At 70.7% G+C, this 22,747-nt stretch carries 26 protein-coding genes and 1 pseudogene; 19 read left to right on the top strand and 8 right to left on the bottom strand.

The genetic code is table 11. The features are described 5' to 3' along the window. The 6 genes from mftB (at position 1) to ABD327_RS31250 (ending at position 6,121) form a co-directional block, all read left to right on the top strand. Entirely contained in the window at positions 1 to 279 is a 279-nt protein-coding gene (gene mftB, locus ABD327_RS31275; RefSeq protein ID WP_344455930.1) for a mycofactocin biosynthesis chaperone MftB, read from the top strand. Beyond that, positions 276 to 1,517, top strand: a complete 1,242-nt coding sequence (mftC, locus tag ABD327_RS31270) for a mycofactocin radical SAM maturase (RefSeq protein WP_344455927.1) — start codon at positions 276 to 278, stop codon at positions 1,515 to 1,517. Before mftB ends, mftC begins: the two co-directional genes overlap by 4 nt. Before the next feature lie 78 nt (positions 1,518 to 1,595). After that, positions 1,596 to 2,795, top strand: a complete 1,200-nt coding sequence (gene mftD, locus ABD327_RS31265; protein ID WP_344455924.1) for a pre-mycofactocin synthase MftD — start codon at positions 1,596 to 1,598, stop codon at positions 2,793 to 2,795. 1 nt (position 2,796) lies between these two features. Continuing rightward, entirely contained in the window at positions 2,797 to 3,555 is a 759-nt protein-coding gene (gene mftE / locus ABD327_RS31260) for a mycofactocin biosynthesis peptidyl-dipeptidase MftE (protein WP_344455922.1), read from the top strand. 31 nt (positions 3,556 to 3,586) lie between these two features. Then, on the top strand, positions 3,587 to 5,062 hold the full coding sequence (gene mftF, locus ABD327_RS31255) for a mycofactocin biosynthesis glycosyltransferase MftF (protein ID WP_344455920.1): 1,476 nt from the start codon (positions 3,587 to 3,589) through the stop codon (positions 5,060 to 5,062). Between the two features lie 144 nt (positions 5,063 to 5,206). Beyond that, a complete protein-coding gene (locus tag ABD327_RS31250) occupies positions 5,207 to 6,121 on the top strand; it encodes a D-alanyl-D-alanine carboxypeptidase family protein (RefSeq protein WP_344455918.1) in 915 nt (304 codons plus the stop codon). A gap of 52 nt (positions 6,122 to 6,173) precedes the next feature. On the opposite strand, the gene ABD327_RS31245 is transcribed toward ABD327_RS31250, so the two are convergent. Continuing rightward, complete coding sequence (locus ABD327_RS31245) at positions 6,174 to 6,767, bottom strand: TetR/AcrR family transcriptional regulator (protein ID WP_344455916.1); 594 nt, start codon at positions 6,765 to 6,767, stop codon at positions 6,174 to 6,176. A 109-nt stretch (positions 6,768 to 6,876) separates the two neighbouring features. After that, a complete protein-coding gene (locus ABD327_RS31240; protein WP_344455914.1) occupies positions 6,877 to 7,677 on the bottom strand; it encodes an SDR family NAD(P)-dependent oxidoreductase in 801 nt (266 codons plus the stop codon). Positions 7,678 to 7,737: 60 nt separating this feature from the next. On the opposite strand from ABD327_RS31240, the gene ABD327_RS31235 reads away from it, so the two are divergent. The 10 genes from ABD327_RS31235 to ABD327_RS31190 all read left to right on the top strand — a co-directional run bounded on the left by ABD327_RS31235 (position 7,738) and on the right by ABD327_RS31190 (position 18,194). Beyond that, positions 7,738 to 8,700: an acyl-CoA dehydrogenase family protein gene (locus tag ABD327_RS31235; RefSeq protein WP_344455911.1), complete on the top strand. Its 963-nt coding sequence runs from the start codon at positions 7,738 to 7,740 to the stop codon at positions 8,698 to 8,700. After that, positions 8,697 to 9,515 carry an enoyl-CoA hydratase/isomerase family protein gene (locus ABD327_RS31230; RefSeq protein ID WP_344455909.1) on the top strand — a complete coding sequence of 273 codons (819 nt, stop codon included), beginning with the start codon at positions 8,697 to 8,699 and terminating at the stop codon, positions 9,513 to 9,515. Before ABD327_RS31235 ends, ABD327_RS31230 begins: the two co-directional genes overlap by 4 nt. 34 nt (positions 9,516 to 9,549) lie before the next feature. Further along, positions 9,550 to 10,380, top strand: a complete 831-nt coding sequence (locus ABD327_RS31225) for an enoyl-CoA hydratase/isomerase family protein (RefSeq protein WP_344455906.1) — start codon at positions 9,550 to 9,552, stop codon at positions 10,378 to 10,380. Continuing rightward, complete coding sequence (locus ABD327_RS31220; protein WP_344455904.1) at positions 10,365 to 11,171, top strand: enoyl-CoA hydratase/isomerase family protein; 807 nt, start codon at positions 10,365 to 10,367, stop codon at positions 11,169 to 11,171. Before ABD327_RS31225 ends, ABD327_RS31220 begins: the two co-directional genes overlap by 16 nt. After that, on the top strand, positions 11,168 to 12,649 hold the full coding sequence (locus ABD327_RS31215) for a class I adenylate-forming enzyme family protein (RefSeq protein WP_344455902.1): 1,482 nt from the start codon (positions 11,168 to 11,170) through the stop codon (positions 12,647 to 12,649). Before ABD327_RS31220 ends, ABD327_RS31215 begins: the two co-directional genes overlap by 4 nt. Before the next feature lie 103 nt (positions 12,650 to 12,752). Further along, on the top strand, positions 12,753 to 13,940 hold the full coding sequence (locus ABD327_RS31210; RefSeq protein ID WP_344455900.1) for an acyl-CoA dehydrogenase family protein: 1,188 nt from the start codon (positions 12,753 to 12,755) through the stop codon (positions 13,938 to 13,940). Next, positions 13,940 to 14,572 (top strand): PaaI family thioesterase, encoded by a 633-nt coding sequence (locus ABD327_RS31205; RefSeq protein WP_344455898.1) that lies wholly within the window; start codon positions 13,940 to 13,942, stop codon positions 14,570 to 14,572. Before ABD327_RS31210 ends, ABD327_RS31205 begins: the two co-directional genes overlap by 1 nt. A gap of 45 nt (positions 14,573 to 14,617) precedes the next feature. Then, positions 14,618 to 16,186, top strand: a complete 1,569-nt coding sequence (locus tag ABD327_RS31200; RefSeq protein WP_344455895.1) for a class I adenylate-forming enzyme family protein — start codon at positions 14,618 to 14,620, stop codon at positions 16,184 to 16,186. Beyond that, entirely contained in the window at positions 16,176 to 17,777 is a 1,602-nt protein-coding gene (locus ABD327_RS31195) for a class I adenylate-forming enzyme family protein (protein WP_344455892.1), read from the top strand. Before ABD327_RS31200 ends, ABD327_RS31195 begins: the two co-directional genes overlap by 11 nt. A gap of 78 nt (positions 17,778 to 17,855) precedes the next feature. After that, complete coding sequence (locus ABD327_RS31190) at positions 17,856 to 18,194, top strand: YciI family protein (protein WP_344455890.1); 339 nt, start codon at positions 17,856 to 17,858, stop codon at positions 18,192 to 18,194. Positions 18,195 to 18,368: 174 nt separating this feature from the next. Here ABD327_RS31190 and ABD327_RS31185 read toward each other — a convergent pair whose 3' ends face one another. Continuing rightward, entirely contained in the window at positions 18,369 to 19,154 is a 786-nt protein-coding gene (locus ABD327_RS31185; RefSeq protein ID WP_344455888.1) for a VOC family protein, read from the bottom strand. 105 nt (positions 19,155 to 19,259) lie between these two features. On the opposite strand from ABD327_RS31185, the pseudogene ABD327_RS37535 reads away from it, so the two are divergent. Both ABD327_RS37535 and ABD327_RS31180 read left to right on the top strand, forming a co-directional pair. Further along, positions 19,260 to 19,646, top strand: a pseudogene (locus tag ABD327_RS37535) (hypothetical protein); the annotation flags it as partial. 58 nt (positions 19,647 to 19,704) lie between these two features. Further along, the gene (locus tag ABD327_RS31180) at positions 19,705 to 20,010 is read left to right on the top strand and encodes a hypothetical protein (protein ID WP_344455886.1); all 306 of its coding nucleotides are present in this window, start codon (positions 19,705 to 19,707) and stop codon (positions 20,008 to 20,010) included. On the opposite strand, the gene ABD327_RS31175 is transcribed toward ABD327_RS31180, so the two are convergent. The 5 genes from ABD327_RS31175 to ABD327_RS31155 form a co-directional block, all read right to left on the bottom strand. After that, a protein-coding gene (locus ABD327_RS31175; protein WP_344456224.1) for an IS5 family transposase occupies positions 19,978 to 20,810 on the bottom strand; the annotation gives its coding sequence in 2 pieces (ribosomal slippage) (positions 19,978 to 20,477 and positions 20,477 to 20,810; 834 coding nt in all). The two genes, ABD327_RS31180 and ABD327_RS31175, sit on opposite strands and share 33 nt — an antisense overlap. A gap of 499 nt (positions 20,811 to 21,309) precedes the next feature. Continuing rightward, on the bottom strand, positions 21,310 to 21,480 hold the full coding sequence (locus ABD327_RS31170) for a hypothetical protein (RefSeq protein ID WP_344455883.1): 171 nt from the start codon (positions 21,478 to 21,480) through the stop codon (positions 21,310 to 21,312). Between the two features lie 87 nt (positions 21,481 to 21,567). Then, positions 21,568 to 21,810, bottom strand: coding sequence for a hypothetical protein (locus tag ABD327_RS31165; protein ID WP_344455880.1), 243 nt, complete (start codon positions 21,808 to 21,810; stop codon positions 21,568 to 21,570). Between the two features lie 6 nt (positions 21,811 to 21,816). Then, positions 21,817 to 22,062 carry a hypothetical protein gene (locus ABD327_RS31160; RefSeq protein ID WP_344455878.1) on the bottom strand — a complete coding sequence of 82 codons (246 nt, stop codon included), beginning with the start codon at positions 22,060 to 22,062 and terminating at the stop codon, positions 21,817 to 21,819. After that, positions 22,062 to 22,253 carry a hypothetical protein gene (locus ABD327_RS31155; RefSeq protein WP_344455875.1) on the bottom strand — a complete coding sequence of 64 codons (192 nt, stop codon included), beginning with the start codon at positions 22,251 to 22,253 and terminating at the stop codon, positions 22,062 to 22,064. The genes ABD327_RS31160 and ABD327_RS31155 overlap by 1 nt, the downstream gene beginning before the upstream one ends. A gap of 227 nt (positions 22,254 to 22,480) precedes the next feature. Here ABD327_RS31155 and ABD327_RS31150 point away from each other — a divergent pair. Continuing rightward, on the top strand, positions 22,481 to 22,747 hold a 267-nt coding region (locus ABD327_RS31150; RefSeq protein ID WP_344455873.1), incomplete at its 3' end, for a hypothetical protein.

Genomic DNA, 22,747 nt, shown 5'->3' with positions numbered 1-22,747 from the left:
ATGTCGACTCTCGACCTGGACCGCGCCTGGGACCTGCACCCGCAGGTCTCGGTGCGGCCCGAGCCCTTCGGGGCGCTGCTGTACCACTTCGGCACCCGCAAGCTGTCGTTCCTCAAGGACCGGATGCTGCTGGAGGTCGTGAGCTCCCTGCGCGACGCGCCCTCGGCCAGGGAGGCCTGCGCGGCCGCCGGAGTCCCCGACGCGGACCTGCCCCGCTACAACGCCGCGCTGGCCGCGCTCGTCCAGTCGTCCATGGTCGTCGAAAGGACCGCCCCATGACCATCGCGCCCGACCGGCCCCCCGCCACGGGGACCAGGCTGGTCGACCTGTTCGAGCACGGCCTGAACTCCCCGATCTGCCTGACCTGGGAACTCACCTACGCCTGCAACCTGGCGTGCGAGCACTGCCTGTCCAGCTCGGGGCGGCGCGACCCGCGCGAGCTGAGCACCGACGAGTGCAAGGCCGTCATCGACGAGCTGCAGCGGATGCAGGTCTTCTACGTCAACATCGGCGGCGGCGAGCCGACGGTCCGCCCGGACTTCTGGGAGCTGCTGGACTACGCCACCAGCCACGACGTGGGCGTGAAGTTCTCCACCAACGGCGTGCGCATCAACCCCGAGGCCGCCCGGCGCCTGGCCGCCAACGACTACGTCGACGTCCAGATCTCCCTGGACGGCGCCACCCCCGAGGTCAACGACGCGGTCCGGGGCCCCGGCTCCTACGCCACCGCCGTCCGCGCCATGCAGAACCTGCACGACGCCGGGATGAAGAACTTCAAGCTGTCGGTGGTGTGCACCCGCCACAACATCCCGCAGATGGACGAGTTCAAGGCCATCGCCGATCGCTACGGCGCCCAGCTGCGCCTGACCCGGCTGCGCCCCTCCGGCCGCGGCGCCGACGTCTGGGACGAGCTGCACCCGCTGCCGGGCCAGCAGCGCGAGCTGTACGACTGGCTGATCGCCAACGGGGACCAGGTCCTGACCGGCGACTCCTTCTTCCACCTGTCGGCCTACGGGCAGGCCCTCCCGGGCCTGAACCTGTGCGGAGCCGGGCGCGTCGTGTGCCTCATCGACCCCGTCGGCGACGTCTACGCCTGCCCGTTCGCCATCCACGACGAGTTCCTCGCCGGCAACGTCCGCGACTCCGGGGGCTTCGCCCGGGTGTGGCGCGAATCCGACCTCTTCCTCGGCCTGCGCGAGCCGCAGACGGGCGGGGCGTGCTCCTCCTGCTCGTTCTACGACACGTGCAAGGGCGGGTGCATGGCCGCGAAGTTCTTCACCGGGATCCCCCTGGACGGCCCCGACCCCGAATGCGTCCAGGGCTACGGCGAGGCCCTCCTGGCCCAGCGCCCCGAAGACCGCGCGAGCATCCCCAAGCCGTCGGCCGACCACTCCCGCCGCACCGCCCGCAAGCCGCGGCCGGTCCCCGTCAAGATCGGCACCCGCCGTCCCGACCCCGACCGGCCCCCGGTGAGCGCCTGCGCCGAGGACCCCCTGGCGGGCCTGCGGCTGAACTGAGAACGACACCCCGCCTTTCACCATCCCCCAGGGAGCACCGGGCCGGCCGGTCCGGTGCTTCCTCGCAAGGAGACGAGCATGAGCAGGAACCCCTGGTTCGAGACGGTCGCCGAGGCCCAGCGCAGGGCGAAGAAGCGCCTGCCCGCCATGGTCTACGGCGCGCTGGTCGCCGGATCCGAGCGCGGCCGCACCATCGACGACAACATGGACGCCTTCGCTCGGCTCGGCTTCGCCCCGCGCGTGGTCGGCCACCAGGCCCAGCGCGACCTGTCCACCACGATCATGGGCGTGGAGTCCTCCTTCCCGGTCCTCATCTCGCCGACCGGCGTGCAGGCCGTGGACCCCGAAGGGGAGGTCGCGGTGGCCCGGGCCGCCGCCAACCGGGGTGTGATCATGGGGCTGAGCTCGTTCGCGAGCAAGTCCGTGGAGGACGTCTGCGCCGCCAACTCCAACGTCTTCTTCCAGATGTACTGGAGCGGGGACCGCGACGCGATGGTGCAGCGCATGGACCGGGCGAAGAAGGCCGGAGCCAAGGCCCTCATCGCGACCCTGGACTGGTCGTTCTCCAACGGCCGCGACTGGGGCAGCCCCGCCATCCCCGAGAAGATCGACCTCAAGACCGCGATCAAGCTCGCCCCCGGCGTCCTGCCCCGACCCGGCTGGCTGTGGCGGTTCGGGAAGACCGGCCGCATCCCCGACCTGACCGCCCCCAACCTCCAGCCCCCCGGCGGGCAGGCCCCCACCTTCTTCGGCGCCTACGGCGAGTGGATGCAGACCCCGCCCCCCACCTGGGAGGACGTGAAGTGGCTGAGTGAGGAGTGGGGCGGGCCGTTCATGCTCAAGGGCGTCACCCGCGTCGACGACGCCAAGAGGGCCGTCGACATCGGGGTCACCGCCCTGTCGGTGTCCAACCACGGCGGCAACAACCTCGACACCACCCCCGCCACCATCCGCCTCCTGCCCGCCATCGCCGAGGCCGTCGGCGACCAGGTGGAGGTCCTCCTGGACGGCGGCGTGCGCCGCGGCGGCGACGTCGCCAAGGCCCTCGCCCTGGGCGCCCGCGCCGTGCTCATCGGGCGCGCCTACCTGTGGGGCCTGGCCGCCAACGGGCAGGCCGGCGTGGAGAACGTCCTGGACATCATGCGCGGCGGCCTCGACTCCGCCGTCCTGGGCCTGGGCCACTCCAGCGTCCACGAGCTCTCCCCGAACGACCTCCACATCCCGGCCGACTTCCCGGTGGTCCTGGGAGGGGCCGACCCGGCTTCGCCGACGGGCTGACGTGTCCGAGGACGAAGGGGGCCGTGCGGCCGCCGGTGATCTGGGGCGGGCGGTCTGGCCGTCCGTCCCCGAGCGCGCCCTCGTCCTGGTGCCCCTGGGGTCGACCGAGCAGCACGGGCCGCATCTGCCGCTGTCCACGGACACCGTGATCGCCCGGGCCGTCGCCGAGCGTGCGGCCGGGATCCTGGCCGCGGAGGCGGCCGGGCCGGTGCTGGTCGCCCCCGCGATCGAGTACGGGGCCAGCGGCGAGCACGCGGGCTTCCCGGGCACGGTCTCGATCGGGCACGAGGCGCTGCGCGCGCTGCTCGTCGAGACGGTGCGCTCCCTCGCGCTCTGGGCCGGACGGATCGTCTTCGTCAACGGGCACGGCGGCAACGTCCCCACACTCGACGCCGCCCTCGGGCAGATGCGCGGTGAAGGCCACGACGCCGCCTGGGCCGGCTGCGGCGTCCCAGGCGGCGACGCCCACGCGGGGCTCACCGAGACGTCCGTGATGCTGCACCTGGTTCCCGGACTGGTGCGGATGGCCGACGCGGCCCCCGGCGACACCCGACCCCTCGCAGAAGTGCTGCCGGAGATGATCGCGCGGGGCGTCCGTGCCGTCTCACCGTCCGGAGTGCTCGGGGACCCGTCCGGAGCGACGCCGGAACAGGGCCAGGACATCCTCGACAAGATGGTGGCCGCCGTCGTCCGCCGGATCGGGGAGTGGTCCGCCGACGGCCGGGGCAGGCTCCTCGATCCGGGCGTCCCGTCACCGTGAACGCTGGAACGTACCGCTGGGAGAACTTTTCTTGACGCCGGAGCCACCGCGATCGCCTGCGGGAGAACAGAAGCGCCCTCCGGCCGTCTCCACGCCGCCTGAAGGCGCCCGCATCGCCCTCGACCGGGGGACGGCGCTCTGGTCGGGAGGGGGCGCGGCCACCGGGGGAGCGCCGTGGAAGGTGCTGCGCCTGGGACAGGCCGCCAAGCCCCACATCCTCGCCCTGCGCGCGGCCGGAGAACGGGGCCTGGCGCCGCGTTCGGCGATCGAGCGGGCCCTGGCCCGGCAGCTGCTCGACCACGGTCTGGCCCATCCGGTGCCGCGTTCCCGGCCGGGACCGCACGAGGTGACACTGGTCGTCCCCGCCTACGGGCGGGCCGACGACCTGGAGCGCACGCTGGCGGCGGTCAAGGGCCTGCCGGTCATCGTCGTGGACGACGCCTCTCCCGACCCCGGGCCGGTGAGCCGGACCGCCGCCGCGTACGGGGCGCACATCATGCGGCACGAGGTCAACCGGGGCCCGGCCGCCGCGCGCAACACCGGCCTCAGGGCGGCCGACACTCCTTTCGTGGCGTTCGTGGACTCCGACTGCCGCCCGGAGGCCGGATGGCTCGACGCGCTGATGCCCTACTTCGACGACCCCAAGGTCGCGGCGGTGGCCCCGCGCGTCGTCCCGGAGAGCGCGGACGACAGGCTGCTCACCCGGTATGAGGCCGTCCGCTCCGCGCTGGACATGGGAAGACGCGCCGCCCTGGTGCGTCCGGGGGCGAAGCTGGGTTTCGTGCCGACCGCGACGCTCGTCGTCCGCAAGGAGGCGGTAAGCGATCCGGCCTTCGACGAGGAACTGCGGCTGGGGGAGGACGTCGACTTCGTCTGGCGGCTCGCCGATCTCGGCTGGCATGTCCGCTACCAGCCGGAGGTCCGCGTGGCGCACACCCCGCGGCCCGACCTGCCGTCCTGGGCGAGGCGCCGCCACGAGTACGGGACGTCGGCCGCGGACCTGTCAGAACGGCACCCCGGACGGCTCGCCCCGGCCCGCCCGTCCGCCTGGAACCTCGCCACCCTGGCCTTCCTCGCCTTCGGCCGCCCCCTTCCTGCGGCTGCCTGCGCCGCGGCGAGCGCCGCGTTGCTGCACCGCGCCCTGGCGGGAACCTCCGAGAACCCGGCGCTCAGCGCGACGATCGTCGCGAAGGGCACGGCCGCCGACGCCGCCGCGCTGGGCCACGCACTCCGCCGCGAATGGTGGCCCCTGGGCCTCCTCTGCCTGGCCACGACCCCTTTCAGCCGCGTGTCCCGCGCCACCGCCCTGGCGATGCTCGCCCCCATCGCCCTGGAATGGGTCACCGGGCGACCCGCCGTGGACCCTCTTCGCTACACGGCCCTGCGCCTCCTGGAAGACCTCGCCTACGGCTCCGGCGTCACCTCCGCCGCCCGTGGAAGCCGCACCCTCGCCCCCCTGCTGCCGCGCGTCGGCTCCCCGTTCCCCAAGCGGCGCCGCCGGAAGTGAGGTCGCGGCCCGCGCCCCTGCCGCGCCCCTGCCGCGTCGAAGGGTCGGCGAACGCGGGCTTTTCCGACTTCGGGAGGCGGCAGGGACCTTGATCACGGTAGCCTCCTCCTGACTCGGGGTTAATGAGACGTAAGGGGACAACTGGTGCTGAAGAAGTTGACCGCGACCGCCCTCGCCGCATCGATGGTCACCGTGGTTCCGGTGGGCGAGGCGGAGGCCAAGGCCAAGCCCAAGGCGCCTTCGGGGGTGTCCGCCACCTCCGCGATCCTCTTCGACTCCACGAAGAAGAAGGTGCTCTGGAAGCGGAACGCGAACAAGCGCATGCCGGTCGGCAGCATGAACAAGGTCGCCCTGGCCATGGTGGTCATCAAGAAGGGCAAGCTCAACTCGAAGATCAAGATCAAGCAGAAGTACAAGGACTGGGTGGATAATTGGGGGGCCAGCAACAGCCACCTCGTCCCCGGCGACGTGCTCACGGCCCGGCAGCTCCTGGAGGCGATGCTCGTCGAGTCGGGCAGCGACGCCGCCTACGCCCTCGCCGAGGCCTACGGCGGCACCGGCGGCCACATCGGCGCCCAGGCCAAGATGAACGCCCTGGCCAAGCGGCTCGGAATGAAGAACACCCGCTACACCTCGTTCGACGGCCAGCCCGCCAAGGGCGACCGCACCACCGCCGCGGACCAGCTCAAGCTCGCCCGCTACGCGATGAAGAGCAAGACCTTCTCCTCGATCGTCAGGACCGTGAAGAAGGACATCGTCTCGACGACCGGCCGCAGGTACCCGCTGCGCACCCACAACCTCCTCCTGCGCGGGAGCGGGATCAACGAGAACAACACCGGCTACCCCGGCCTCTACGGCATCAAGACCGGCACCACCGGCACCGCCGGCTCCTGCTTCATGTTCGTCGCCCGCCGCAAGCAGCGCACCGTCTACGGCATCGTCCTGAAGAGCTCCTCCGGCACGGCCCGCTTCCTGGACTCGGTCAAGATGCTCGACTGGACCTACGGCACCAGGACCAGCGTCACCCTCGAGCCGGCCGCGCCGCGCCACCGGGGCTGACGACCTTCACGCCCGGCCGTCCGCGGCCGGGCGCCGAACGGGGTCCGCGCCGTCAGGGGCGGATGCGGCAGTCGATCATCTCGTGCAGCCGGGCGCGGAAGTAGTCGAGGGTGGGCCCGTGGTCCGCCCGCCGGCGGTGGCCCTCCTCGTAGGGGAGGCCGGTGCCGGTGAAGCCCATGACCATCCAGATCATGGTCCAGGAGAGGAACCGGAGGTCGACGTCCTGGCGCAGGCCCTCCCAGGGGGAGGAGGTGATCACCGATTCCAGCGCGGGAACGAACCGCTCGGGGAAGTCGAGGTCGATGGCGTCCTTGAGCGCCCGGTGCTCCCAGACGGCGTTCACCTCCGGGTAGTCGATCGCGAAGTCGAGGGAGGCGTCCGCGAGCCGGTGCATGCCCTCGGCGTCATGGGTCATCTCTTCGGCGACGGCCTTGAAATAGCTCTCCTCCAGTCCTCGGAAACGTTCGAAGACGGCACGGTAGAGGCCCGCTTTGCCCTCTCGTAGAAGTTTCGACCGCGACGCCTCCGGCCCCGCGGCACTGATGATCATGTCCAGGTCCGTCGCGTCGTAGCCCAGTTCCGCGAAGAGCCTGGCGGACGTCTCCAGGACCCGCTCGTCGGCATCGGCGACTCGATCTTTCAACACCGCTTACCCCCTTTACGGTAGAACGCGGGTCGCGTTCTTTCTCGTCCGCTGTGGGGAAAACAGTGGGTGTCAACCGGGTCACGGCTTCCCCAGGAAGGGGGGCCCGGGCTCAGAAGTCCGAGCCGCCGTCCGCGTTCACGACGGCTCCGGTCACGTATCCGTTGCGGCGGGAGACGAGGTAGGCGGTCAGGGAGGCGACCTCTTCGGGGAGGCCCGCGCGGCCGATGGCGGACGTCTCGTGGAACGTCCTGCCGATCCAGGTCATCACGCTCACCGGATCGCCGGCGTCCAGGCCCTCGGCCGCCATGACGGGCCGGAGCGCCTCGGTGAAGCTCGCCGTCACGATGGTGCCGGGGCAGACGCAGTTGACCAGGATCCCCTCCGGCGCGAGGCTCTTGGCCAGGTTCTTGGTGACGCTCGCCGTGGCGGCCTTCGCGGCGGTGTAGGCGATGGTCCGGGCGTTCGGCCGTCTGATCGACATGGCGCCGAAAGTGCAGACGCGGGCCCATTCGGCGCGGCGGAGCAGGGGCAGGGCGGCCCGCACGGCACGGACGGCGGACATCGTCCCGCGGTTGAACGCGTCGTCCCAGCCCTCGTCGTCCAGAGATTCGAACGTGCCGGCGCCCGGCCCGACGGTGTGGACGAGGACGTTCAGCGCGTTCCAGCGCCGGTCGATCTCGGCGAACGCCTCGGTGATCGACGCGGCGTCTGCGAAGTCCGCGGATATCCCGAACGCCTCGCGGCAGCCGGAGCGGCGCAGCGACTCGACCGTCTCGTCGAGGGCGGCCCGCCCGCGCGCCATGACGGCGACCCGCGCGCCCTCCGAGGCGAGCGCCTCCGCCACGGCGCGGCCCATGCCCTTCGTGCCCCCCGTGACCACGGCGGTGGCGCCATCGAGTCCGAGATCCACCCTTTACTCCGATCTGTAGAGAGCTGTATTACTAATCTTAGGTAAGAAAGGCGGTCGCGAATGTCGCTGCCGAACGAAGCCCATGACCCCCTGCGGGCCGCGCTGCGCGACTTCCTCGCGCGGCACCGCGAATCGCCGACCGCCCCGGAGGACTTCCGCCAGTGGTGGAAGGCGCTCGCCGGACTCGGGGTGTTCTCGCTCGCGGTCCCCGCCGAGCAGGACGGGCTGGGCCTCGGCGTCGAGGCGTCGGCGCTCGCCTTCGAGGAACTGGGCCGCGCCCTGAGCCCGGGCCCCCTGGTCTGGGCGCAGCTCGCGGCGCTCGCGGTCCCCAGCTTGGCGGACGGGCACCTCATCGCCACCGGAACCGACCTGACCGCACGGCCCGAGGGAGATCCCGTGCTGGTCGAGCACCTGGCCGTCGCCGACAAGATCCTGGTACTGGACGGCGGCCGCGTGCTCCTCTGCGACAAGAACGCCCTTGAGTACACCGAACTCGCCCGGCCGCTGGACCCCGCCACCCCCGTCGCCCGGCTCGACGGTCCGATCAGGGGAGAGCCCGTGGGCGGAGCCGAGATGGCGGAGCGCCTCCGCCGCACCGGGACGCTGCTGTCCGCCGCGCTCCTCCTGGGCATCAGCGAAGCGGCGCTGCAAACGGCGACCGAGTACGCCAAACGGCGGGAGCAGTTCGACCGGCCGATCGGGAGCTTCCAGGCGGTCAAGCACCTGCTCGCCGACTGCTACGTCCGGACCGGCCTGGCGCGCGCCGCCCTCTACGCCGCGGCAGAACTCGAGACGGCGGCCTCCGCCGGGCGGGGAGCGGACCTCTCGGTGGCCAAGCTGCTCTGCGGCCGCGCCGCCGACGGCAACGCGCGCACCGCCGTCCAGGTGCTCGGAGGCATGGGCTTCACCTGGGAGACGACGCCGCATCTGCTGCTCAAACGGGCATGGGTGCTCGAGAACTCCTTCGGAACCGGCGAAGAGCACGCGCTCCTCGTCGGCCGCGACCTGGAGGCGATCGCGTGAGCACCGACGATCCGGCCGCCGCCTCCCCGGCGATCCACCACGACGTCCGCGACGGCGTGCTGACGCTGCGGATCCAGCGCGAGGACAAGCGCAACGCGCTCGACCAGGCGTCGACCGCCCGGCTGATCGACCTGCTCGAAGCGGCGGCGCTCGACGAGTCGCTCCGGGTCGTCCACATCACCGCCGCGGGAGACGACTTCTGCTCGGGATCCGACTGGGTCTCCTCGAATGGAGAAGGGACGGGCAGGCCCCGGCCGGCGAGCCTCGTCCGGCGACTGCCGCTGCAGAGCCACCGGCTGATCGAACTGCTCCTGACCGTCCAGCTCCCGGTGGTCGCCACGGTACGGGGCTGGGCGGCGGGCCTGGGCTGCCAGCTCGCGCTCGCCGCGGACTTCGCCGTCGCGGCCGAGGACGCGACGTTCTGGGAGCCGTTCGTCCGCCGCGGCTTCACCCCGGACACCGGAGCCTCCTGGCTACTGCCGCGGCTCGTGGGAGCCGCCCGGGCCCGGCGCATGCTCCTGCTCGGCGAGAAGGTGAGCGGGACCCGGGCCGCAGAATGGGGACTGATCCACGAAGCCGTCCCCCCGGCGGAACTGGACGCCCGCGCGCAGTCGCTGGTCGCGTCGCTGGCGCAGGGGCCGACCGTCACCCTGGGGCTGACGAAGCAGCTGCTCCTGCGCTCGGCGGAGGTCCCGCTCGCCCGTGCCCTGGTCGACGAGTCATACGGCCTCGAACTGGCCTCCCGGACCGCCGACTTCCGAGAGGCCCTCGCCGCGTTCAAGGACCGCCGCGACCCGACCTTCACCGGGAGATGACCGCCTCAGCCGCCGTCGACGAGGAGATCCGCCGATGACCCGCCCCGACCAGCCGCCGCCCGACTCCTACGAGACGATCCTGTACGACGTGTCGGACCGCGTCGCGACCGTCACGCTGAATCGGCCCGAGGTCCTGAACGCGATCAGCCCGCTCATGGCCCGCGAGCTGAAGCACGCCTACGCCGCCGCCGAAGCCGACCCCGAGGTGTGGATCGTGGTCGTCACCGGCACCGGACGCGCGTTCACCTCGGGCGCCGACGTCAGCGAGATCCCCGGCACCGGCGAGGTCCTCTACGCCGAGCCGTACCTGTCGACCCACGAGCAGTGGGACGCGCCCCAGGAGGCGACCCCGCCGTTCCGCACGATGACCAAGCCGGTCCTCGCGGCGATCAACGGGCTGTGCTGCGGCGCGGGCCTCGACCTGGTCACCACGGCCGACATCGTCATCGCCGCGGACACGGCCGAGTTCCTCGACCCGCACGTTTCGATCGGCCTCGTGTCGGCGCGGGAGTCCGTCCGCCTGGCGCGCGTCCTCCCGCCGGGAATCGCCATGCGGATGGCGCTGACCGGCAGGCACGAGCGACTCGGCGCGCAGCGGGCCTACGACCTCGGCCTCGTCAGCGAACTCGTCCCCGCCGACCGGCTGGGGGAGCGGGCGCGGGAGCTCGCCGGCCTGGTCAACCGCAACGCCCCCCTCGCGGTGAGGGGCACCCGGATGGCCGTCCGCAAGGGCCTGGGCCTTCCCCTGTACGAGGCGGAACTGCTCGCCGAGGCCTACCGCGAGCGCGTGACCCGGACCGAGGACGCGTTGGAGGGCCCAGCGGCGTTCCTGGAGCGGCGGGCCCCGAAATGGCAGTGCCGGTGAACGCGGCCGGCCCTCCCTACGAGACGATCCTGTTCGAGGTGGACGAGCGGGCCAAGGTCGCGACGGTCACGCTCAACCGGCCCGAGCGGCTCAACGCCTTCAACCGGCTGATGTGCCACGAGGTCGCCGACGTCTGGCGCAGGATCAAACACGACGAGTCGGTGAACGCGGTCGTCCTCCGTGCGGCCGGAAAGCGCGCCTTCAGCGCGGGCCTCGACGTCCGCGAACCCTACGGGCAGCCCGACGACGTCTGGAACCACGAGGACCCCGGCGAGCTGCTGAGCCCCAAGTGGCAGAAGCTCTGGAAACCGGTGGTCTGTGCGGTCCAGGGGATGTGCACGGCAGGGGCCTTCTACTTCGTCAACGAGGCCGACATCGTCCTGTGCTCCGAGGACGCCACGTTCTTCGACTCGCACGTCACGTTCGGCATGGTCTCGGCGATCGAGCCGGTCGGCCTCATGCGGCGGGTCGGGCTGGGCGAGACGCTCCGCATGGCGCTGCGCGGGAACGACGAGCGGGTCTGCGCGCGGACCGCGCTGCGCATCGGCCTCGTCACCGAGGTCGTCCCGGCCGGGACACTCTGGGCGCGGGCCGACGAGATCGCCCGCGGCATCGCGGAGAAGCCCTCGGCCGCCACGCAGGGCACCGTGCGGGCGATCTGGGAGTCGCTGGACAAGCCCTACCGGGCCGCGATGGAGCAGGGCCTCGCCTACACCAGGATCGGCAACCCGATCGGCATGAGCCAGGTCGAGCGGGGAAAGGCGGCCCCGACGGGCGTGACGATCCGTTGACGGCGGCCACCCGGTCCGGGCTCGCGCGACGGCTCGGCGAGATCCTGGCCCTGGGCCGCGACACGCCCGCCGTCGAGTTCGAGGAAGCCTGGTGGAGCTGGGGACGGCTGGCGGAGATCGCCGAGACGGTCGCCGCGTCCGTTCCGGAGCCGGGAGCACCCTTCGGCGTGATCCTGCGCAACACACCCCTGCACGTCGCCGCGCTCCTGGGCGTCCTGCTCGCCGACGGCTGCGTGGTGACGATCAACCCGGGCCTCGGACGCGAGCGCACCCGATCCGACCTCGCCGCCCTCGACCTGACGGGCCTGGTGGGCACCACCGCCGACCTGGAGGAGTTCGTGCACGGCACGGACCTCGCCGTGCGCGTGGCGCTGGACGGCGGCGCGCACGTCATTCACTCCGATGAGGCGTCCCGAGCCGCCACCAGGCCGGGCGTGGCGGTACGGATGCTGACGAGCGGGACGACGGGCCCGCCCAAGCGGGTCGACCTCGGCGCGGACATGCTGATGCGGACGATGGAAGGCGCCAAGCACTACGAGTCGCGACGAGATCCCGCACCGGCCCTGCGGCGGGGCGTCGCCATCGTCAACGCGCCGCTGGTCCACCTCGGCGGCCTGTTCCGTGTCGTGCAGTGCGTGCTCGACGGGCGCTCCTTCGTCCTCCTTCCCCGCTTCGAGGTCGGGAGCTGGGCGGCGGCGGTACGCCGGCACCGGCCGAAGACCGCCAGCCTGGTCCCGGCCGCCCTGCGCATGGTGCTGGACTCCGACCTCACCCGCGAGGACCTCTCCGGCCTGCTCTCCGTCATGTCGGGAACGGCGCCGCTGGACCCCGCGGACGCCGAGGCGTTCACCGAGCGGTTCGGCGTGCCGGTGCTGACGTCCTATGCGGCCACCGAGTTCGGCGGCGGCGTCGCCGGGTGGAACCTCGCCGACCACCGCGCGTACGCTGCGGCCAAACGCGGCAGCGTGGGCCGGGCCCATTCCGGCTGCGAGCTGCGCGTCGTCACCGAGAAGGGCGAAGAGCTTCCCCCGAACGAGACGGGCCTGCTCGAAGTGCGGCCCGCCCAGTTCGGCGCGGGCGCCCCGTGGATCCGCACCACCGACCTGGCCCGCCTGGACGCCGACGGATTCCTGTGGATCGTCGGCCGGGCCGACCAGACGATCATCCGAGGCGGCTTCAAGGTGCACCCCGACCACGTTCGTTCGGTCCTGGAACGGCACCCATCGGTAGGGGCCGCAGCGGTCCTGGGCGTCCCCGACCCGAGGCTGGGTGCCGTACCGGCCGCGGTGATCGAACTCCGCCCGGGCCACGACCTCGACCGAGACACCCTGCTCGCCCACGCCGGACGGTACCTGGCCCGCTACGAACTACCGGTCCACGTGCGGTTCGTCGCGGCGCTGCCCCGCACCGCGTCCCGGAAGGTGGACCTGCCTGCGACACGCGCGTTGCTCGACCTCACAGAGGAGGGCTCCGAATGAGGTTCCCGGTGTTCGGGTCGACTGAAGCGTTCAGGGCCGGGCTTCACGACTGGCCGACGGACGTGATGTCCGGTCCGGGAGTTCTGCCGGAGGAGGGTGCTGCATGACGTTCCTCGCGTCCGAGGCGGACGAGGCGTTCCGGGACGAGTTGCGCGGCTGGCTGGCGGAGGCGTTGGTCGAGCAGGGCGCCCCGCCTTCCGAGCATGACTGGGCGGCTCGGCGGGCCTATGACGCGTCGTGGCAGCGGCGGCTGTTCGACGCGGGTTATGCCGGTATGGGATGGCCTGTGGAGTTCGGCGGCCGAGGTGCGTCGCTGGGCGAGCAGCTGGTGTACCTGGAGGAGTACGCCCGTGCCGGGGCGCCTCCTCCGGGGACGATGTTCGTCGGGACCCGACACGCCGGGCCGACGCTCATCGCGGAGGGGAGCGACGGGCAGCAGGGCTTTCACCTGCCGAGGATCCTGCGCGGTGAGGACGTGTGGTGCCAGGGGTTCTCCGAGCCCGAGGCGGGCTCCGACCTCGCCTCGCTGCGGACCAGGGCGATCCGCGACGGCGACGACTTCGTCGTCACCGGGCACAAGATCTGGAGCACCCGCGCGCAGGTCGCCGACTTCTGCGAGCTGCTGGTCCGGACCGACTCGCGGGCCTCCAAGCACGCGGGCATCAGCTGGCTGATCCTCGACATGCGCTCGCCCGGCGTCGAGGTGCGGCCGCTGCGGACGATCGACGACGACAACCACTTCTGCGAGATCCACCTCGACGAGGTGAGGGTCCCCGCGGCGAACCTCGTCGGCGCGGAGAACGACGGGTGGCGGGTCACGAACGTCACCCTCCGGTTCGAGCGCGGCACGGCGTTCGCCTCCCACATCGTGGAGCTGCGCCGGACGCTGCGGTCCCTGGTCGGCCTGGCGCGGATGCGAAGGTCGGGCTCCGGCACCGCCTGGGACGACGCGGGCCTGCGCCGCGAGGCCGGGGTGATGTCCGCCGAGGTCACAGCCTTGTGGCGGATGACCCAGCTGTCGATCGCGGAGAGCGCCCGCACGGGAGTCCCGTCGGCGTACGGCTCGGCGGTGAAGCTGCGCTACAGCGAACTGGCGCAGTCGATCAGCGACCTCTTCGTGCGCGTCGCGGGCCGTCCCGCGATCGGCGGCGAGACCGTCGGCGGGTTCGACACCGGGCAGATCGTGCACGACTACCTCTGGTCGCTGCACACCACGATCGCGGCGGGCACGTCGCAGATCCAGCGCAACGTCATCGCCGAGCGCGTCCTCGGCCTGCCGAAGGGGAACTGATGGAACCGTGGACCTTCGGCGAGCGGGCACTGCCCGAACAGGAACGCTTCGCCTGGGAGGTCCGGGAACTGTGCTCCGCCGTGCTCGGCCTCGAACGCCCCGAACCGGAGCTGGACGACCTCACCGAGCTCCTGCGGAGGGCCCGCCACCGGCTCGTCCGGAACGTCCCCTCCGGGCCGGGGCCACGCGTGGGCGCCCTGGCCGACGGAGACGGCCGCGTCTACCTCGACCACGGTCGGGACGTGGGGGAGTTCAACCCGATGTTCCCGCTGTACCGCATCAGCGTCGACGGACCGGAGCACGCCACCGGGACAGTGCGGTTCCCCGTCTGCTACGAGGGGCCGCCGGGCTGCGTCCACGGAGGATTCCTCGCCGTGTTCGCCGATTCCGTCGTCCAGCACCACAACTGCGCGGTCGGCCTGACCGGCAAGACGCGCGGTCTCGAGATCCGCTACCGCCGTCCGGCCCCCGTGTCCGCCGACCTCGACTTCGAGATCGACAGGGAGGTCGCCGAAGGGTCGGTGACGTCGCAGGTGCGGTTGACGTCCGCCGGAGAGCTCCTCTGCCGGGCATCGATCGGCGCGGTGGCGAGCGACCGTACGAACCTGCCCGCGTTCTCCGCCCGGAGGTGAACCATCGCCGCACTGAAGAGGGAACACGCACGCACCGCGGGGGAGGTGCTCCGCCTGCGGGCATCGGAAGACGGTGACCACGTTTTTCTGGTGTGCGACGACGAGCGGCTCACCTACAGGGACGCTTCGGAAGCGTCGCGGAGCCTCGCCAAGGGGCTGATCTCGGCGGGCGCGGGCCGTGGAACCCATGTGGGCCTGCTGATGCCGAACGGGGCGGACTTCGCGGTCGCGGCCCTGGCGGCGGCACGGATCGGTGCCGTGGCGATCCCGATGAGCACCATGTCGACCGCAACGGAGCTGCGGACCCTGATCGACCGGTCCGACACCGAGTTCCTGCTGGCCGCCGCGTCCCACCGGTCGAGCGACTTCGGCGCCCTGCTCCGGGAAGCGGTCGGCCTCGACCCGCACGCGCCGCCACCGCTCGAATCGCTGAGCGCCCCGACGCTCCGCCGGGTCTTCTTCACCGGCGGCGAGGACATGGACCACGGGTGGACCATGCCGGATCTGGTCCGATCCGGTGAGGCGGTGGACGACGGGCTACTGGCCGCGATCGAAGCCGATGTCTCGCCCTCCGACGACCTGGTGATCGTGCACACCTCCGGCTCGACGAGCACGCCGAAGGGCGTCGTGCACACGCACGGCGCGCTGCTCGACCACCTGCGCGTGCTGAACGGGCTGCGCGACCACCGGCCGGAGGAGATCCTCTTCTCGAACTCGCCGTTCTTCTGGATCGGCGGCTTCGCCTACACGTTCCTCGGCACCATGCTCGCCGGAGCGACACTCGTCTGCTCACGGGCCGCCGACCCGGCCCGAGTGCTGGACGTCATCGAGCGCGAACGGCCCACGATGGTGAACGGCTACGCCTCGTCGATCGCGGCCCTGGCCGCAGATCCGACCTTTCCCCGCCGAGACCTGTCGTCCATCAGGCGGGGCAACCTCTACCCGATCATGCCCGAGGACGTCCGCCCGGCCGATCCCGGACTGCGACCGGGGATGCTCGGGATGACCGAGGGCGGAAGCGTGGTGCTCGCCGCCGACCACGAGAACGACCTGCCGGAGGCCAGGCGGGGCTCGTTCGGCAGCCCGGTCCCCGGCTACGAGGCACGCGTGGTCGACCGCGACGGCGCCGACCGCCCGGCCGGGGAGCCGGGTGAGCTGTGGCTGCGCGGCCCCGCCCTCATGCGCGGCTACTACGGCGTCGAACGCTTCGCGGCCTTCGACGAGGAAGGCTGGTTCCATACCGGCGACCGGGCGCGGGTAGACGAGGACGGGCACTGGTACTTCCTCGGACGCGACGACGACCTGATCAAGACGGCGGGCGCGAACGTCTCCCCGGCCGAGGTCCAGGACGCGATCCTCACCGCGACGGGCCTGCCCTCCTACGTCCTCGGCCTGCCGGACCCCGAGCGCGGCCAGATCGTTGCGGCCGTCCTCATCGCGGACGGGGACGCCCCGACGCCCGACGCGGCCGGACTCCGCACGGCACTCGCCCCCGTCCTGTCGCCGTACAAGATCCCCCGGGCGGTCCGCGCGGTCCCCGGCTCCGCGCTGCCGCTGCGCTCCAGCGGCAAGGCCGACCTGGGAAGACTGAGGGAGCTGTTCGATGAAGGCTGATCCGACGGTTCCGGGGCAGAAGCTCTGGGAGGACGTACCTGCGTCGCTGCCGGCCGCGTTGACGAGGCTCATCCAGGACTGCCCGGACCGCGAGGCCCTGGTGACCGGCACCGAGCGGATCACCTGGGCCGGGCTCGACCGGGCGAGCCGTGACCTCGCGGCCGTTCTGGTCGCGAGGGGCGTCAACCGCCGGACCCGCGTCGGCCTGCTCATGGGAAACGGCATCGACTGGGCGGTCTGCGCCTTCGCCGTCATGCGCCTGGGCGCCGTCCTCGTCCCGCTCAGCACCCTGCTGCGCGCACCCGAACTCGAACAGCAGCTGCGCGTCGCCGCCGTCGAACGGCTGGTGCTGGTCGACGGGTTCCGCGGCCGCGACCTCATGGAGGAGTTCGCCGATCTGCTGCCCCTGGACGAACAGGACGGACGCACGCCCCGGCTGCCCGCGCTGAAGTCGGCCTGGCGCTGGGATGACCTGAGATCCGAGGCCCGCCCCGCTTCCACCGCCCTCGCCGACGCCCTGGAGATCCGAGTACGCCCCGCCGACGACCTGGCGATCATGTTCACGTCCGGGAGCCGGGGAGCACCCAAGGGCGTCGTCCACACCCACGGCAACGCGACACGGGCCGTGGCGTCCGGACTCCGGGTCCGCTGCGTCGGCCCGGGGGAGCGCCTGTACATCCCGATGCCGTTCTTCTGGATGGGCGGCTTCGGCGGCGGTCTGCTCACCGTCCTCATGGCGGGCGCCACACTGCTGACCGAGCCCACCGACTCCACCCCGACCCCCGAGCAGACGCTCGACCTGCTGAGCCGCGAACGGGCGACGCTGTTCCGGGGCTGGCCCGACCAGGCCGCCCGGCTCGCGGCCCACCCCCGCACCGCCGAGACGGACCTGTCGTCCCTGCGCCCGGGCAGCCTGGAGGCGATCCTGCCGCCGCACCTGCGCGGCCGTCCGGGTTCCAAGGCGAACCTTTTCGGCATGACGGAGACCTTCGGGCCGTACTGCGGAGACCCGCTGGACCACGACATGCCACCCCAGGCATGGGGTAGCTGCGGCACCCCCTTCCCCGGGACGAGCATCCGCATCTCCGACCCGGAGACCGCCGAGCCCGTCGGACCGGGCGAGCACGGCGAGATCCGGGTCCGCGGCCCGAACCTCATGCGCGGCGTCTGCGGCCGCTCCCGCGAGGAGGTCTTCACCCCCGACGGCTGGTACCGCACCGGAGACCTCGGCCACCTCGACGCCGACGGCCGCCTCTGGTGCCACGGCCGCCTCGACGACATGCTCAAGATCCGAGGCGCGACCGTCTACCCCACGGAAGTGGAGGCCGCCCTGCTGACCATCCCGGGCGTCCGGCAGGCGTTCGTCACCGACATCCCCGACACGACCCGCGCCGCGCGCATCGCGGCGGCCATAGTCCCCGAAGGCGACGCGCCGTTGCACGAGGCCGAGGTACTGGCGGCCGCCCGCACCCGCCTGAGCGCCTTCAAGGTGCCCGACATCCTGCGCGTGCTGCCGTCCGGCACCGACGTCCCCCGCACCGCGAGCGGAAAGGTCGACAAGACGGCCCTCCAACGGCTGCTGACCCGCTGAGCGGATCCGAACACGTCCGCTCAGCCGGAAGAGCTCGCGTACTTACTGTCTCCCGCGCCTGCAGGGAGCCATCGAGAGATGACCAAGTACCTCATCTCCTTCCCGAGCGAAGCCACGGTGCTCTCGGAAGAGGAGTTCCCGATCGTCGCCGCCGAATCCCACGCCGTGATCGAAGAGGCCAAGGCCGCCGGCGTCTACGTGTTCGGCGGCGGGATCGAGGAGAAGGTCGACCCGGTGCTGATCTCCGCCGACGGGTCGGTGACCACCGAGACCTACCCCGGCACCGAGATCAAGGGCGGGTTCACCATCCTCGAACTGCCGGACCGCGAAACCGCCGAGGAATGGGCCGGAAAGATCGCAGCCGCCTGCCGCTGCTCACAGGAACTGCGGGAGTTCATGTACGACCCGGAGAGCTAGAGGACGTCCGGCACGATCACCTCGGCCATGCCCCGCGCTTTGGACCTGACCACCGGCAGGTTCTACCACCGTATCCGCGGCCGCGAACGGTGGCGGGGTTCCTGTCCTTCCTCGCGGCCGGTTCCCCGATCCGATCATGGAGCGGTCACCCGGCAGAGGTCGCGTGACGCGCCCCTAGCGGAAGATCAAGGGGAAACGACCTCTGGCCTCCTTCGGGGGCGCAGGGATCAGGACGAAATGGGCGTGCTGCGGGTCGGTGAGGATGATCGCGGGACCGTAAATCGGGTCGTGGAGCTGCTTGATGCGGACCGCTCCCATCGCCTCGGCGCGCTCCGCCGCCTCCCACACGTCGGTGGCCGCGAAGTGCACGACCCAGGCCGACAGGGCCTCGGCGGGAGCCTCCGGCGAAAGCGGCAGCATGCCCCCGACGATCTGGCCCTCGGCCGTCCAGCGCACCCGGTCGCCCTCCCGGGACCTGCCCCAGCCGAAGACCCGCGGGTAGAAATCCTCCGCACGTTCGGGATCACGCGTGAACAGCTCGGTCCACCCCCAACACCCCGGCCTCCCGAGCAGCTCGGTGCAGCCCCAGTTCGCCGACTTCCACAACATGAAGAAGACGCCCTCGGGGTCGAGGCAGCCCGCGAGCGTGCCCTGCCCGTCCAGCTCCCGAGGCTCCACCACCACCTGCCCGCCCGCGTCCCGCACCAGGTCCACGCTGGCCTCGACGTCCTCGACGGTGAAGTAGACGGTCCAGCTCGCCGCGGCGCCCGACGTCTCCTCCGGCCACAGCCCGGCCGCGATCTTTCCGTCGAGCAGAAAACGGCCGTACCCCTCGTACTCCTCGTGCTCCAGCCGCCAGCCGAAGAGCGCGCCGTAGAAGCGCGCCGCCTCTCCGGGATCCCCGGAGGACAGCTCCACCCAGCAGGGCGTGCCCGGCGGCGGCACGTCATGTCGTGGCATGCCTTCATCGTTGCCCCGCGCCCGCGTGAGTGAACTCGCCCAGGGCAGACCTTTACCCCACCGCGCCTCAACAGGCAGCTCTCCCAGGTCACCCGGCCCTTCCTGATGATCGAGTCGGGATGGAGACCGGCAGGAGCCGTGTCCAGCGGCTCTGCCTCGCTCTGCCCGCTCACGGCTGCTTCGGCTGACAGCGGCGACACTCGGCTACAAGGGCCCCGACCAGGCACTCGGCATCGAAGTACCAGGTCCGGTTTATGTATCCGTCTATATCAGAGTGCCCGCAGCCATTTTAGCGTGTCCGTCATCGCCCGATTTGGCCAAAGGCCGCGAAGAGGACCACCGACCGGCTGTGCACCGCCTCCCGAACCCCCCGTCCTGAGGAGAAGCCGGATGTACCGACGGATCGCCTCCACAGCCTTGCGCCCCATCCCGGTCGTGCTGGTCCATGCCACCTATTCCAACATGGGATCGAACTGGGCGACCTTGGCACCGACACTCGCCAACGCCGGCCACTGCGTCTACGCCTTCAACTACGGCCATGGAGGGGCTGATGAACTTCGGGCGGAACCTCAACGTGCTCGGCTTCGTCAACGACACCCTGACCCACGTCGGCCTACCGGCCCTGGTGCAGCAGGAGGAGGGCTCGGACTTCCAGAAGGCCCTGTTCGCTGACGGCGACACCGTGCCCGGCCCGCGGTACACCGTCATCGTGACCACCGAGGACACCACCGTCACCCCCTACACCAACTCGTTCCTTGACGGGCCCGACGTCCACGGCATCACGATCCAGGACCAGTGCCCGGACGACCCGGCCAGAACGTCCTCAACGCCCTCGGCCCCGAAGACATGGCCTTAGAGGTCCTAACAAAGTGCGGGCGAGGCGTCTCCAGCAGATCAGCGCCGCGGCCAGGAGCAGGAAGGCCTCGTGGATGTCGTCGCGGATCTCCCAGCGGATGCGCAGGCGGCGGAACCAGTGCAGCAGGCCGATCGTGCGCTCCACGACGTAGCGCTGGGCGCCCAGCCCGGAGCCGTGCGGGGTGCCGCGACGGGCGATGACGGGCTTGATGCCGCGCCGCCACAGCAGCCGCCGGTACTTGTCGTGGTCATAGCCTCGGTCGGCCAATAGCCTGTCCGGCCTGCGGCGGGGCCGTCCCACCCGGCCGCGCACCGGCCGCACCCGGTCCAGCAGCGGGAGCAGCTGAGTGACGTCATTGCGGTTGCCGCCGGTCAGCGACACAGCGAGCGGGATGCCGCTCCCGTCGGTCAGGACGTGGTGCTTGGAGCCCGATCGGCCTCGGTCGACCAGGCTCCGGCCGGTTTTGGGCCGCCCTTGAGCGCCCGCACATGACTGCTGTCGATCACCGCCCGCGACCAGTCCAACTGCTTCGCGGTGTGCAGCTCCACCAGCAACGCCTGGTGCAGGGCGTCCCACACGCCGGCCTCGTGCCAGTCCCGCAACCGGCGCCAGCACGTCATTCCCGAGCCGAAGCCCAGCTCACGAGGGAGGAACTCCCAACGGATCCCCGTGTGCAGCACGAACAGGATCCCGCACAACACCTTGCGGTCGTCCAACCGCCGCCGACCAGGGTGACACCTGCGCCGCTCAACCTTCGGCAGCAGCGGCTCGATCCGCTCCCACAATCCATCGGAGACGATCCACGGGGGTTGCTCGCCCTTCTTCACGAGCCCACCACACAGCAGGCTGTCACCTGTTGTCGCGAGATAGAAGCATTTTGTTATGAGCTCTTACTGAGCGCTACCAGGATCTGGGCGATAAGACCAGGGTCGATCTGCCGGCGTTGCTTGCCGCGGATCGTGATACGTCGTTCCTCTGCCATGCCATGGGTCCTCCTACTGGCTGTTGATAAAGGGGAGGTGACCCGGCCGCCGTAACGGCCGGGCGGAGTGTAGCTACGCGAACCACACTTGCCTGAGTTATGCGTGACGCGAAGGCCAAGATCAAGACGCGGAATTTACAACGCCGGGCAGCCCGGCAACCCCTGCCAGTCACTACCAACCGCTGCCGAATCGAACGCGGAGCGTGCCTTTTTCTACAACAGCCGCCACAGCTCAGCTGCGCGGCCCGAACGTCGCGTCATGCCTTCGTGTCGAAGCACCTGGCCGCCACCCACGGCACGGGTGGCGGCCAGCGCTGCTATGCGTCCTTCACGGCTTCGTTGGTGCGCTCGCCGGGCTGGTCGGCCTGCTCCACGAGCCACAGCACGCGCAGCTCACGCTCCAGCGCGTCCAGCTCGTCGTTGATGCGCTCCAGCTCACGAGCGATGCGCTTCCGGCTTTCGTCCGAGGGGTAGTTCTTCCGGGGCACACATGTTCCCTCCTTGGGTTGTGGGCGGATACTTCCGAGGGGGGCGGGCGCCGGCCTATCCGGCACCCCGCCCCATGGATGAGCGGATCAGTGGAGCTCCCGCCGGTCGTCGCGGCGGACCTCCCAGCGCTGCAACCGACCGCTCCGCCGGATGGCCCAGACCGTGATGACGAGCGCCGCCACCGGCACGGTGATGACCCAGAACTTGGCGGCCACGAAGAGCACCAGGCCGACCAGGAAGAGGAAGCCAAGGAGCTGCTTGGCCCGGAAGGCCTGTTCCTTGAGCCGGCGGTCGAGCTCCTCCTGGGTGCGGGGCGTGAAGTTGGACATGCGGACCTATCTCCTTCCTGAGACGAGAATCCAGATGAGCAGGGCGAGGATGGTCGCGGCCCCGAGTGGGCCAATGGCCGGCGAGACGAGGGCGTAGAGGTACGCCCAGCTGTCAGTGAGTGCCGCCAGGAAGACGGGTGGCAGGAGCGGGGTGAGGATTGACCCCACGAGCTTGATGACGATCCCCACCAGGACCAGGCCGGCAATGGCCGTGATGGTCCGGGTGAGAAGTCCGCTGGAGGAGCCGCGCATTACGCGGGGAACTCCTTGTCGAGGCCGAGTTCTTCGTCGAGCTCCCGGCGCTCGGCGATGAGGCGAGCGATGCGCCGCTGCTGGCGCTTCACAAGGGTGTTGGCGCTGCGAGTGCCGTACGTAGCTCCGAGGACGGCCCCGAGGCTGAAGAAGGTCACTGCGGTGGCGGTGAGGGTGATGAGTGCGTTCATGCGAACGCCTCGGTGGGGGTAATGAGCATCTGGATTTTCCCTTCGATCGTGGGCGAACTCGGCTGTTTGCCCACGACCTAGAGTCTGCCAATTTCGGCCACCCGAAATCTTTTAGAAAAGTCTCCGAAAACTACCCGAAGATCCAAGGAAAAGTACCTGAAAGCCCTATCACCAGCTATTTCTTTGATCCGATGGCGGTTCGGCATGCTCCCTGTCATGCTGCTCCCATGACCGACCCTGAAGAGGTCTCCCCTGAAGCAGCAGCCATCGTGACGGAGCTTGGACTTTGTCGCCAGCGGGGCCTTGGTGATCTTGATCTTAAGTCGAAAAAACAAGCGCCCGTATCGGCCGAAAAACTTACCGCACTGGCAAACGAATATTGCACAGCTAAGCACATAGAGCTATTTGGGCGAGATGCACGCATTGAACGCCTAATCGCAGATGGTCTCAACGCCTACAAAGAGCGCGGAAATCAGCAAAAATCTACACTGATT

Origin of the sequence: Actinocorallia aurantiaca (genome assembly GCF_039533685.1) — a bacterium.
Classification (GTDB): domain Bacteria; phylum Actinomycetota; class Actinomycetes; order Streptosporangiales; family Streptosporangiaceae; genus Actinocorallia; species Actinocorallia aurantiaca.
Note: the sequence above shows the minus strand (reverse complement) of the source record. Positions and strands in the feature narration are given on the sequence as shown.